This window comes from Microbulbifer marinus (genome assembly GCF_900107725.1).
In the GTDB taxonomy this organism is placed as follows: domain Bacteria; phylum Pseudomonadota; class Gammaproteobacteria; order Pseudomonadales; family Cellvibrionaceae; genus Microbulbifer; species Microbulbifer marinus.
Map to the genome: position 1 here is coordinate 106,288 of NZ_FNQO01000001.1, position 11,333 is coordinate 117,620.

Sequence of the window (11,333 nt, forward strand, 5' to 3'; positions counted from 1 at the left end):
ACAGTGAGGTGGCGCCCCCGGGTGGACTCGAACCACCAGTCCGGACTTAGGAGGTCCGTGGTTTATCCTGTTAACCGACGGGGGCGGAAGGCCTGGGAGTGGCTGCGATCAAGCCGCCCCGGCCAGTGGAAGGCGGCTATTCTAACGGCTGTTTCCCCGGGTGTCATGCCGGCCGCCCAGGCAGGCCTTCCCCGTTGCTGCTGTTGGCTTACGGTTGCCGTTCCCGCTCCCGATGGCTTCTCTCCCTGTGTAGCCCCACCTAGGCGGCCCCACCTAGGCGGCCCCACCATTTGTCACCGTCGGTAACAGTCTCCTGTTTGGGTTACCGCTTTTCCCGCTGTTTCAGATTCATCGATCTTTCGAAATTCTGTAGCAATTTAGTCACGCTTCGGCGGTAATTTTGCGCCCCTGAGCGGCATTCCGGGGGAGGTTTTTGCCCGCCAGTTTGCTCCTTTGATATGGCGTGGAAAAACTTGTTTACGGAGGCGATTTTTTGCTTGACCAGGGTCAGTCGAGCTGGCTAATCTGCGATTGCAAAACAAAAACAACAAGGGTGTTTCTGCTCCCGTAGATCGAGATTATGGAGTTTCGTATGAGCGGCAACGTTAGCGAAAATTACATTGATTTTGATAACGATGACATCCCCCAAATAGCAAACGAGGTACTTAGGCAAGCCACGTCCCAGCCTCCGCGCGATGCTCGCCGGATGGTGGAGGACAAACTTGAGGAGATACGCCTCAGGCGCGAGTTGATGGATTACGATTACGATTTTTAATCAACAAAAAGGCGCCACTGCTGGCGCCTTTTTTCATTAAAGATCCAGGAAAGAATCGGGCAGCTTGCTCCTGGCCTTTACCTGTTGAGGGAAACTAATTATGGTTCGTCATAATTGGTACGGGTAATTATCGGTATTGGGGCTTTGGCTGGTGTCGATTCGCTCCTCTTCAAAGCAAGGTCGCGGTGATTGGCGAAGGCCTGGCGATTGGTCGAAATCAAACCACGGGGTCCGTAGATAACCGATTAAAAGCCCCCTTTATCTGCACTGGAATGCAACACGAGAACTTGCTCGGGATTCGCATTGGAGCCGATTGGTACAAGTCTTGTTACGGAGTGGTGCGAATTCATATCGGACGGCAACTGATAGGATCTGGATGATCTGATTTGGTTGTTGAAAATCATTGAAAGGGAAGTTCGCAATGAATGTTTCGGAATACAGTGGAGCCCGGGTTTCATCGGAGTTGTCGGAAAATGGTGATGCCCTGACCATACGCGTGACGGGCAACTTCGACTTCAATGTACATCGCGATTTCCAGCGCGCTTATCAGAATCTTTCCTCCTCCCCCAAACAATATTGCATCGACCTCTCCGAAACACAGTATCTGGATAGCGCTGCGCTGGGCATGTTATTGCTTCTGCGTGACTACTGTCTGAGTGACGGGCTGGAAGCAGGTCAGGTGAGGGTTGAACTGCTGAATGCCAACGAGCACGTTGGCAATATTCTCGCCATATCTAACTTCGACAAAATATTCACGATTCGCTGATTGTGATTGACCAATTTAGGGTGCTGGTGATTGAAGGGCATGCCGAGGAGTCGACGCAGCTTCGCCAGTTGTTGATTGGTTTTGCCGGGGGAGGGGAGGGGCTCCGTCCGGTGGTCCTCAACTTGTCAGACGACACCGAAGCGGCATTGGCAGACTATGCGGCTTTGCGTCCGCATGTGGTGATATTCGGCCCACGGGCTGCAGAGGCGGCGACGGCAGACGATCTGCAGCAGTTGCGAGCCCGAGCCGGCCTAGAGCCGGTGCCGATTCTTTTCGTGATGTCCGAGCGGCAATCCATAACGGCTGCCAGTCTGCAGACAGGTTGCGACGATATCCTGCTGAAGCCCTACAATCCCAATCTGGTTCGGCTGAAGCTGGCTGCTCTGCAGCGCTTCTGTGATTTCAGTCGCTCCCTGCTGGCGCAGCGCGACCGAATACGCCGACATCATGCCGATCTCCTACAGGAGCAGGCCAGCGCCCGGCAAATTTTCAGTAACCTCGGGCACGAGGGCTGTCTCGGCCAAACCGATGCCATCCGCTATCACCTTTCTCCGCGTGCAGTGTTGGCGGGAGATGTACTTGCGGCGGCCTATGGACCCGGCGGCAAGCTGATGCTGCTGCTTGGCGATTTTACCGGGCATGGACTCGCTGCGGCGGTAGGTGCCGTGCCGCTCACGTCAATTTTCTACTCCATGGTACCCAAGGGTTTTTCCTTGGGCCACATCCTGCGCGAGCTGAACACGAAGCTGCATAATGTCCTGCCGCCGGATATGTTCTGCTGCGTGGTGATGTTTGAATTCGACCCACACAAGCGCCATATCCGTCTGTTCAATGGCGGCATGCCCAGTGTCTGTCTCCGCCATCACAGCGGCGAGCTTCGCTTGCTGGAGTCGCGACATCTGCCTTTGGGGGTGCTCGATGAGGTGGCGCTTGACGAGGCAGTGGTGCACATTCCGGTGGAGGATGGCGATCACCTGTACCTATGGAGCGATGGGATCCACGAGGCGCGCAACTTGCGGGGCGATCTGTACGGCGAGCAGCGCCTGCTCGAGACGCTATCGGCTGAGGCGGCGGAAGGGCAGCGGTTCGACCACATCTTGTCCGCGGTCAGTCGTTTCAGCGCCGATCAACACGACGACCTATCGCTTGTCGAGGTGGCGCTGGACAACGCCGCGCCCTGGCGTGGTGATGGCTGGGCATTGGAGGATGAGACGGCGAAAAAATCGCCGCGCCTCGGCGACTGGTCGATCAACTTTACCCTCGGGCCGGAGGAATTGCGGGAGGCAGACCCGCTACCGCTACTGCACAGCGTATTGGCGCAGGTGCCGGGTGCTGGCAGCTTCCGGGATCCGCTGACAATTGTGCTGGGGGAGATGTTCCGCAATGCGCTGGAACACGGCCTGCTCAAGCTGGACAGCAGCCTGAAAGGGACGGAGCGCGGTTTTACCGAATACTACCGTCAGCTGAATCGCGACCGGCGCGAGTTGCGGGAGGGGTGGATTCGCATAGAGTTGCGCTGCCGCGATCGCGGTGGACGGGGATCGCTGGAAGTGGTGGTAGAAGACAGTGGCGATGGCTTGCCGGAGCAATATTTTACCAGCAATACCTATTCTGGGCGCGGCCTGCCATTGTTGCGGGCAATTTGCCGAAAGGTGCAGTTGCAACCGGGCAGCAGTCGCGTGCGCGCGGTGTTGAATTGGGGTGAGGCGGCCGCGCCCCGAAAAAAAGTCCGGGCCTCGGCTGCTCACCAGGATTAAGCCGGAAACGGGATCTTACATCTGCTCTGCGGTGCCATTGCCGGCGCCACCAAACTTGCGACCCAGCCAGCCCTGTAGCTGTTTCAGCTTATGCGAAAGCTTGCCGCGTTTGGCTTTGCGATCTTTGTCCGCGGCGCTTACCAGCCATGCGATCTGGATCACCAGGCGCTGCCCTTCGAAAGGGAGGTGGCCGTGAAAGGAGTTCTCGGCGCGCTTGAAGGCCACCAGGGTGCCGTATGCGGGCTTGATCTCGGGTACGACCATATCCTCGTAGTCGTCGATCCGGTTCAGGAAGCGCAGGCAGCCATTACCGTCCAGGGTCCATTCCGGATTCAGGTACAGCAACGCGGTGGCCACCTTGGACTTGCCGTCGGTGTGAATGTTGCCGTGACGCTTTTTCAGTGAGCGGCTGATGGAAACGTAAGTGGGGTACTGGGACAGCTGCTCGATGCCCAGGTTCTTGCCGATCGCATCGGCAAAGGCCGGATCCACTAGTCCCTCGATCAGGGTATTAATTGAATCGCCGCACTCTTCTTTCTCGTATGGCAGGTAACCCGCGCCCTTGAGCCGGGGGAAATCCTCGAGTAACGGGGACATCAGCTCTTCAGTCAGTACTTTGGGGGCGACGAAAAAGGGGAAGGGCAGGCTTTTGATTAAGGCGTCTTCGCCAGTCAGGGCGCTGGTATCGAGCCAGCGGCTGGCATCCGCAACGAGGCTTGTCATTGTTGTGCATCCTTACAAGCTGGTCTTGTATAAGCGTCAATTCACATCTGAATTGAATTTGCTGTCATCGACCGCCGAGACACGTTCCGCTACCCCTGGAACGCCAGACACCGGTTAGGTGGCTTCTCGCGGTCTCGCCAAAATATCAGACCGGGCCGCCTGCGGCCAACAGCAGGTGTGTCCAGCTAGAACGATTTGGTCGGAAATATAGTGGTACCGAGCCAAATTTCATGCAATTGGCGCTGGTGCCGGTATAATGCCGGTCAGTTTTTCATCAAAGCAGTAATCTTCGCACCCATGCTCGCGACTTCGGAATCCCCATATCTGTTGCAAGTTCGCGACCTGTCCTGCCAGCGGGACGGGCGGCAGCTGTTTGCGGGGCTCAGTTTTGCGTTATCTGCGGGCAGTGCGGTGCAAATCGGCGGCGCCAACGGGGCCGGCAAGACTACGCTGCTGCGGACGCTGATTGGCAGTGCCGGCGATTACAGCGGCCAGATCCTGTGGCGGGGACGCCAGTTCCCGGCTTCCCTGCCGCAATTCCGTGAATCTCTTCTTTACATCGGTCACCGGGCCGGGGTGCGCGGCGGTCTGACGCCGCTGGAAAACCTGACCTGGTACGGCGCCGATCGCGAGGCGGCCATGCAGGCGCTGGAGCAGGTTGATCTGTTCGGATTTGAAGACAGCCTGTGCCAGCACCTGTCCGCGGGCCAGAATCGCCGCGTGGCGCTGGCGCGTCTCTTCCTGACCGCAACACCGCCGCTGTGGATTCTGGACGAACCGCTGGCGGCGCTGGATGTGGCCGGCGTGGCCGCGCTGCAGGGGCAGATGGCCGTCCATCTGAGTCGGGGCGGTGCCATGGTGTTTACCTCCCACCAGCCGGTGGCACTGGCGGGGCTGCAGCGGGTCGAGCTGGCCGATTACGCCGTCGATGAGTTTGCACAGAGCGCCGGAGGTGAACATGTCTTCGGTTGAGCATGCATCCGCGGTTGGCGGGGCGCGCAGCGGTCCGGGGCTGGCCGCCCTGCTCAAGGTGGAACTGCTGCTGGCGCTGCGCAAGCGCGCGGATATCGCCAACCCGCTGCTGTTTTTCGTCACCGTTTTGGCGTTGCTGCCGCTGGGAGTCGGGCCCGAACCGGAGCTGCTGGCGCGGCTGGCGCCCGGCATGATCTGGGTCATGGCTCTGCTGGCGACGCTGCTGTCGCAGGAGAGCCTGTTTCGCAGTGATTTCGAAGACGGCACGCTGGAACAGCAGGCCCTGGCGCCGCAGCCGCTCTATTTCGCCGTGCTGATCAAGGCAGCGGTGCACTGGCTGGTCACCGGCCTGCCCCTGGCTCTGCTGTCACCTATGCTGGGACTGATGCTGAACCTGCCCGCGGCAGGTTATCTGTGTCTGCTGGTTTCCCTGCTGCTGGGCACTGCCAGCATGAGCCTGATCGGTGCGGTGGGCGCGGCACTGACCGTCGCGCTGCGGCGCCCGGGTCTGCTGCTGGCGTTGATTGTTATGCCGCTCTATGTGCCCGTGTTAATCTTCGGCACCGGCGCGGTGCAGGCGGCCATCGACGGTTACGTTTTCGCGCCGCAACTGGCTATTCTGGCGGCGCTGCTGGCCGCGGCAGCGGCGCTGGCACCGCTGGCAGCGGCGGGTGCCATCCGCATCAGTCTGGATAATTGATTTGGAGGTTTCCTTGGCCTGGCAATGGTTTCACCGCTTGGGTTCGCCGCGCTGGTTCTATCAGAAGACCGGTGCCTGGCTGCCGTGGCTGGCGCTGGCGAGTGTGGTTCTGCTGACCATTGGCACTGTCTGGGGGCTTGGTTTTGCGCCGCAGGACGCCAAGCAGGGTCACAGCTACCGCATCATCTATATTCATGTGCCGGCGTCCTTCCTCGCGCTGGCTGGCTATTACATCATGGCCATCAGTGGTGCCATCGGCCTGATCTGGAAAATGAAGCTTTCGTTTGCTGTAATGCGTGCGGCTGCACCCATCGGCGCGGTGCTTACGGTCATCGCCCTGTTTACCGGGGCCGTCTGGGGCAAGCCCACCTGGGGCACCTACTGGGTCTGGGATGCCCGTATCACTTCAATGCTGATTCTGCTGTTTCTGTACATCGGCGTGATAGCGCTGGCTCGTGCTTTCAGTCGCGAGCAGGTGGCGGACAAGGCCTGCGCGCTGCTGGCGCTGGTGGGTACCGTGAATATCCCGATTATCTACAAGTCGGTGGACTGGTGGTTTACGTTGCATCAGCCGGCCACTATCAAGCTGACGCAGTCGAGCAGCATAGACCCGAGCATGTTCTACCCGCTGCTAACCATGATCATCGGTTTTTACTGCCTCTACGCCTGGACCCTGATCACCCATACCCGCGTGCTGGTACTGCAGCGGGAATGGCGCACCCAGTGGGTGCAGCAGGAGTTGTTGGCAGGCGAATCTCAAGCAGGGGAGGGAAAGTAAGGTGCAGTTTCAATTTGCCGGCTTTGCCGATTTCATGGCGATGGAAGGCCACGGTATCTATGTGTGGATTTCCTACGGTGTAACCTTCGCCCTACTGGCGTCGCTGGCCGCTTTTCCCTTGTTGCGTCGCCGCCAGTTGCAGCGCGAGTTGCAGCGCCAGCAGCGTATTCAGCAGCGCCGCCGTCAGGCCGAGAATGGGCGCAAGGCGACTACTGAGCCCGCGTAACGCGCACGCCGAGCGCGACAGCGCAACGGAATCCACTGGGTGCGCGCGACGCGCCCGACAAAAATTCATTTAGATGTTCGGAGCACAACGAAAACGATGCACCCTGCACGCAAACAACGCCTGATCCTGGTCATTGTTCTGGTAGCCCTCTCCAGCGCCGCAATCGGTTTTGTCACCTATGCGATGCGCAACAATATGGATTACTTCTATGCACCCAGCGCTTTCGCAGCCGGAGAGGTGCCGTTCGAGAAGCGTATCCGTGCCGGCGGCTGCGTGGTGCCCGGTAGCATACAGCGCGCAGCGGACAGCCTGGATGTGCGTTTCGCCATCACTGACGGCGCGGCCGAGCTGCAGGTGGTGTTCGACAAGATACTGCCGGACCTGTTTGCCGAGGGCGAAGCCGCGGTCATCACCGGTCGCCTGGCGCAGGACGGCATCTTGCGCGCGGACCAGGTACTGGCCAAGCACGATGAAAACTACACGCCGCCCGAAGTGGCGGAATCCATGACCGCCGAGGCCAGCTGCGCGGACGGAGCGAAAATATGATCCCCGAGCTGGGCCACTTCGCCCTGATAGCCGGTCTGTTGCTGGCGCTGGCGCTGGCGGCGGTACCCATGGTCGGCAGCTACACCGCGCGGCCGCTGTGGATGGAGGCCGGTCGCTCACTCTCCCTGGGGGTGCTGGCCTTTACCGCAATCGCATTTGTCTGCCTGACAATTGCATTTGTGCAGAGCGACTTCTCGGTCAATTACGTCGCGCAGAACTCCAACAGTATTCTGCCGCTGCACTACAAGATCACCGCTGTCTGGGGCGGCCACGAGGGCTCTATACTGTTGTGGCTGCTGATTCAGGCCGGCTGGGCCGCCGCAGTGGCACTGTTCAGTCGCCAGTTGCCGGCGGAGCTGGTCGCCCGTGTGCTGTCGGTGCTCGGCCTGGTGCTGGTCGGCTTTTTCCTGTTTATCCTGATGACTTCCAACCCCTTCGATCGCAGCCTGCCGTTCCCGCCGCTGGAAGGCACCGACCTGAATCCGCTGCTGCAGGATCCGGGCATGATTATCCATCCGCCGCTGCTGTATATGGGGTATGTGGGCTTCTCGGTCGCCTTTGCGTTCGCGATCGCGGCACTGCTGGGCGGTCAGCTGGATTCCACCTGGGCCCGCTGGGCACGCCCCTGGACGGCGGTGGCCTGGGCTTTCCTGACCCTCGGAATTGCACTGGGCAGCTGGTGGGCCTACTACGAGCTGGGTTGGGGCGGCTGGTGGTTCTGGGATCCGGTCGAGAATGCCTCCTTTATGCCCTGGCTGGTGGGCACCGCGCTGCTCCATTCTCTCGCGGTTACCGAAAAGCGGGGCCTGTTCAAGAGCTGGACCATTCTGCTGGCGATCTTCGCCTTCAGCCTGAGCCTGTTGGGTACCTTCCTGGTACGCTCGGGCGTGCTCACTTCGGTCCATGCCTTCGCGACTGATCCACTGCGCGGTGGATTTATTCTTGTATTCCTGGCGATTGTGGTCGGGCTGTCACTGCTGCTGTTTGCGCTGCGCGCCCCCGCGGTGAGTGCCGGTAGCGTGTTCTCATTCCGCAGCCTCGAGACCTTCCTGCTCGGCAATAACATCCTGTTAATGTTGATCATGGCCATGGTGCTGACCGGCACCCTGTACCCGCTGCTGGCCGACGCGCTCAATTGGGGCAAGATCAGTGTGGGGCCACCGTTCTTCAACCTGTTCTTCGTGCCGCTGATGGCGCTGCTGTGCCTGCTGCTCGGCCTCGGTATCCGTGCGAACTGGAAAGACAGCCGCTGGGACAAACTGCTTACGGCCTGGCGTCTGCCGTTGGCAGTCGCCGTGATCGCGGCACTGTCGCTGCCGTTTGCCCTCGGCCAGGAAGAGAGGGGAGGGTTCCACTGGGGGGCGGCACTGGGTATTTTTATCGGCGTCTGGGTTACCGCTTCCAGTATCGCCGATATTGTTGCCAGGACCCGCAACGCGGACTCTTTTGTCGCCGGCCTAAGACGGCAGCGCGCCAGTTACTTCGGTATGCACGTGGCCCATGTCGGCCTCGCAGTGACCGTGTTGGGCGTGGCGCTGACGACGATTTACAGTGTGGAAAAAGACCTGCGTATGGGTGCAGGTGACAGCCACAGTGTGGCCGGTTACGACTACCGTTTCGATGGTGTGCGTATTGCCCAGGGGCCAAACTTCCGTGCTTTTGAGGGCATCATTTACGTGAGTAAAAATGGCCGCGCTGTTGCCGAGCTGCACCCGCAGAAACGCAATTATTTCTCCGGTGGCAATACCATGACCGAGGCCGCCATCGATTCGGGTCTGTTCCGGGATATCTACGTGGCCCTCGGTGAGCCGCTGAAGAAGGACAATCCCCACGGTGACTGGGCCGTGCGACTGCAGTACAAGGCATTTGTGGCCTGGATCTGGCTGGGGGCCCTACTGATGGCATTAGGCGGTAGTATCGCCGTGGCCGATAAGCGCTATCGCAAGGTTAAGGCGACGCGCGCAGCGGAAGTGAACGCGGCTGTGACTGCCGCTTGACGGATATAGAGCAAAACGATGGCTAGATTAAAACTGTTCCTGCCGCTGATTATTTTCGCTGCACTGGCGGTATTGTTCTGGCGCGGCCTGTCCCTGGATCCGCAGGAGTTGCCGTCGGCGCTGCTTAACAAGCCGGTGCCGGAATTCTCCCTGCCCAAGGTCGCCGACAGTGAAAAAGTGCTGCGCAAGGCCGACCTGCCCAAGGAGCCGTTGCTGCTGAATGTCTGGGCCACCTGGTGTATCTCCTGCCGTGTGGAGCACCCCTATCTGAACAAGCTGGCGGAACAGGGTGTGCCGATTGTCGGCGTCAACCTGAAGGACGACGACACGGCGGCACAGAAATGGTTGGAAAAATTCCATAACCCCTACCTGTTCAGCATCGCCGACCGGGAAGGGCGCCTGGCGTTGGACCTGGGTGTTTTCGGCGCGCCGGAAACCTTCCTGGTCGACGCCGAAGGTACTATCCGCTGCAAGCATGTGGGGGTAGTCGACGACCGTATCTGGCAGACCAAGCTGCAGCCCCTCTATCAGAAACTGAAGACCCAACACTGGGATGAGTTTGCCGGTGAGCTATCAGATTCCCTGCTCTCCCGTTGTCAGTGAAACCGAGGAAAAGAAAAGCCGCTTTATCTGCTGGCTCGGACCGGTGCAGGATAAGGCGGCCTTCCAGCAGCAGCTGGACAGCGTGCGCGCCCAGTATCCGGATGCAACCCATCACTGCACCGCACTCGTAATCGGCAATCCCGCCAATCCGGAAGTCATGCAGTCCGATGATGACGGTGAGCCCGGCGGCAGCGCCGGCCGCCCCATGCTGGAATTGTTGCTGAAGCAGGAAGTCGGCAACGTCGGCGCCATAGTTACCCGTTATTTCGGCGGCACCAAGCTCGGCGTTGGCGGACTGATGCGCGCCTATCGCGGCGCCGTTGGCGCGGCGCTGAAAGCGGCTGAGTTGCAACCCTTTGTTCCCGTGCGTCGAGTGAGTGTGGCTTGCGACTTTGCCCAGGAGTCGCGATTGCGATTCCTGGTGGGGCAGTATCGTGGCCATTGTGAGGATGCCGATTACAGCAACGGGGTCACCGTCCTGCTGCAATTGCCGGAAGACCAGTGGCCGCCACTGCAACAGCAGTTGCTTGCGGAAGGGTTCACATTAATAAAAGGTGCGGAGTAGCCTTTCGCTCCCACTGTATTTGTATCTGCCCGCCTCGAGCCAGCCCCTCTACTTGCCGCCCATTTTGACGTCATCTAAGCTGAATTGAGACACTCTATTGGATGGCACCCATGCAGAACTTTCCCCACCATTACAAGGTTTCGGCAGCCGGCGGCCCCGACGGCGAGGTGCGCGTTTCAGCCGAGGGTGTGGAGATGATTCCCACCGCCGCGCCGACCCAATTCGGCGGTCCCGGAGATCGATGGTCTCCTGAGGATCTGCTCGTCGCCGCGGTCGCAGATTGTTTTGTGCTGACCTTCCGCGCGATCGCCGGACATTCCAAGCTTGCGTGGAAATCCTTGGATTGCGCCGTTGAGGGTGTGCTGGACAAGGCGGAAGGCAAGATCCGCTTTACCCATTTTTCCGTTCACGCCGCACTGGAACTGGAGCCGGGCACCGATGCAGACAAGGCACGGCAGTTACTGGAAAAATCCGAGGCCTATTGCCTGGTCACCAACTCCCTGTCGGCGGAAGTTGAACTTACGTCGGATATCAGTGGTGCCTGAGTTGCCGACGGGTTGCAGAGTGACAGACTGTTTCGATCAATAATCCTGCATTGGTATGCCGCCGCTTTATTGCCAGTGCAAGTGCCGTTATCGATTTGTGGTTCAGGTGCGTGACACAACCCGCTGTCACGCAATCAATATGTCGAAAATAATTCGAATAAAATCCGTTTTCTCCCCAAGATTAAAAGTTTCGGATTTTTAAAAGAACTTCCTCTGTTCGGTTGCGTCGCTCAGCTGGGCGAGTGGCATTGGCGATATTCATCGCCTTGTGTGCGATCACCTGTTTTAAAAATGATTTTGGTGACATTTCACCAATTCCTTTCCTTATTTTTCGGCAGCGTCTCTCCGCGGGCCCTTTGCTCCAATAGCTGGTTAATTTA

At 59.2% G+C, this 11,333-nt stretch carries 13 protein-coding genes and 1 tRNA gene; 12 read left to right on the forward strand and 2 right to left on the reverse strand.

Annotated elements, in window-relative coordinates:
• Positions 1-9: 9 nt before the first annotated feature.
• Positions 10-85: transfer RNA gene (locus tag BLW36_RS00510), tRNA-Arg, on the reverse strand.
• 507 nt (positions 86-592) lie between these two features.
• On the opposite strand from BLW36_RS00510, the gene BLW36_RS00515 reads away from it, so the two are divergent.
• The 3 genes from BLW36_RS00515 to BLW36_RS00525 all read left to right on the forward strand — a co-directional run bounded on the left by BLW36_RS00515 (position 593) and on the right by BLW36_RS00525 (position 3,298).
• Positions 593-775: a PA3496 family putative envelope integrity protein gene (locus BLW36_RS00515; RefSeq protein ID WP_091383887.1), complete on the forward strand. Its 183-nt coding sequence runs from the start codon at positions 593-595 to the stop codon at positions 773-775.
• 421 nt (positions 776-1,196) lie between these two features.
• Complete coding sequence (locus tag BLW36_RS00520; protein ID WP_091383889.1) at positions 1,197-1,541, forward strand: STAS domain-containing protein; 345 nt, start codon at positions 1,197-1,199, stop codon at positions 1,539-1,541.
• A gap of 2 nt (positions 1,542-1,543) precedes the next feature.
• A complete protein-coding gene (locus tag BLW36_RS00525) occupies positions 1,544-3,298 on the forward strand; it encodes an ATP-binding SpoIIE family protein phosphatase (protein WP_091383891.1) in 1,755 nt (584 codons plus the stop codon).
• A gap of 15 nt (positions 3,299-3,313) precedes the next feature.
• Here BLW36_RS00525 and BLW36_RS00530 read toward each other — a convergent pair whose 3' ends face one another.
• Positions 3,314-4,021, reverse strand: a complete 708-nt coding sequence (locus BLW36_RS00530) for a 2OG-Fe(II) oxygenase (RefSeq protein ID WP_139304779.1) — start codon at positions 4,019-4,021, stop codon at positions 3,314-3,316.
• Between the two features lie 327 nt (positions 4,022-4,348).
• On the opposite strand from BLW36_RS00530, the gene ccmA reads away from it, so the two are divergent.
• The 9 genes from ccmA (at position 4,349) to BLW36_RS00575 (ending at position 10,953) form a co-directional block, all read left to right on the forward strand.
• Positions 4,349-4,993: a cytochrome c biogenesis heme-transporting ATPase CcmA gene (gene ccmA, locus BLW36_RS00535; protein WP_244506070.1), complete on the forward strand. Its 645-nt coding sequence runs from the start codon at positions 4,349-4,351 to the stop codon at positions 4,991-4,993.
• Positions 4,980-5,693 (forward strand): heme exporter protein CcmB, encoded by a 714-nt coding sequence (ccmB, locus tag BLW36_RS00540; RefSeq protein WP_091383893.1) that lies wholly within the window; start codon positions 4,980-4,982, stop codon positions 5,691-5,693. Before ccmA ends, ccmB begins: the two co-directional genes overlap by 14 nt.
• Before the next feature lie 13 nt (positions 5,694-5,706).
• Positions 5,707-6,471 carry a heme ABC transporter permease gene (locus BLW36_RS00545; RefSeq protein WP_091386815.1) on the forward strand — a complete coding sequence of 255 codons (765 nt, stop codon included), beginning with the start codon at positions 5,707-5,709 and terminating at the stop codon, positions 6,469-6,471.
• A 1-nt stretch (position 6,472) separates the two neighbouring features.
• Positions 6,473-6,697 (forward strand): heme exporter protein CcmD, encoded by a 225-nt coding sequence (gene ccmD, locus BLW36_RS00550; protein WP_091383895.1) that lies wholly within the window; start codon positions 6,473-6,475, stop codon positions 6,695-6,697.
• 96 nt (positions 6,698-6,793) lie between these two features.
• Positions 6,794-7,243, forward strand: a complete 450-nt coding sequence (gene ccmE / locus BLW36_RS00555) for a cytochrome c maturation protein CcmE (protein ID WP_091383897.1) — start codon at positions 6,794-6,796, stop codon at positions 7,241-7,243.
• A complete protein-coding gene (locus BLW36_RS00560) occupies positions 7,240-9,240 on the forward strand; it encodes a heme lyase CcmF/NrfE family subunit (protein WP_091383899.1) in 2,001 nt (666 codons plus the stop codon). The genes ccmE and BLW36_RS00560 overlap by 4 nt, the downstream gene beginning before the upstream one ends.
• Before the next feature lie 18 nt (positions 9,241-9,258).
• Positions 9,259-9,843 (forward strand): DsbE family thiol:disulfide interchange protein, encoded by a 585-nt coding sequence (locus BLW36_RS00565; RefSeq protein WP_091383901.1) that lies wholly within the window; start codon positions 9,259-9,261, stop codon positions 9,841-9,843.
• On the forward strand, positions 9,806-10,408 hold the full coding sequence (locus BLW36_RS00570; RefSeq protein ID WP_244506072.1) for an IMPACT family protein: 603 nt from the start codon (positions 9,806-9,808) through the stop codon (positions 10,406-10,408). The genes BLW36_RS00565 and BLW36_RS00570 overlap by 38 nt, the downstream gene beginning before the upstream one ends.
• 110 nt (positions 10,409-10,518) lie before the next feature.
• Positions 10,519-10,953 carry an OsmC family protein gene (locus BLW36_RS00575; RefSeq protein ID WP_091383905.1) on the forward strand — a complete coding sequence of 145 codons (435 nt, stop codon included), beginning with the start codon at positions 10,519-10,521 and terminating at the stop codon, positions 10,951-10,953.
• Positions 10,954-11,333: the final 380 nt, after the last annotated feature.

Excerpts from the sequence above, each read along its gene's own strand:
- ccmE (WP_091383897.1), top strand. The coding sequence starts at position 6,794 with ATGCACCCTGCACGCAAACAACGCCTGATCCTGGTCATTGTTCTGGTA.
- BLW36_RS00575 (WP_091383905.1), top strand. The coding sequence starts at position 10,519 with ATGCAGAACTTTCCCCACCATTACAAGGTTTCGGCAGCCGGCGGCCCC.
- BLW36_RS00565 (WP_091383901.1), top strand. The coding sequence starts at position 9,259 with ATGGCTAGATTAAAACTGTTCCTGCCGCTGATTATTTTCGCTGCACTG.
- BLW36_RS00520 (WP_091383889.1), top strand. The coding sequence starts at position 1,197 with ATGAATGTTTCGGAATACAGTGGAGCCCGGGTTTCATCGGAGTTGTCG.
- ccmB (WP_091383893.1), top strand. The coding sequence starts at position 4,980 with ATGTCTTCGGTTGAGCATGCATCCGCGGTTGGCGGGGCGCGCAGCGGT.
- BLW36_RS00530 (WP_139304779.1), bottom strand. The coding sequence starts at position 4,021 with ATGACAAGCCTCGTTGCGGATGCCAGCCGCTGGCTCGATACCAGCGCC.
- BLW36_RS00560 (WP_091383899.1), top strand. The coding sequence starts at position 7,240 with ATGATCCCCGAGCTGGGCCACTTCGCCCTGATAGCCGGTCTGTTGCTG.
- BLW36_RS00515 (WP_091383887.1), top strand. The coding sequence starts at position 593 with ATGAGCGGCAACGTTAGCGAAAATTACATTGATTTTGATAACGATGAC.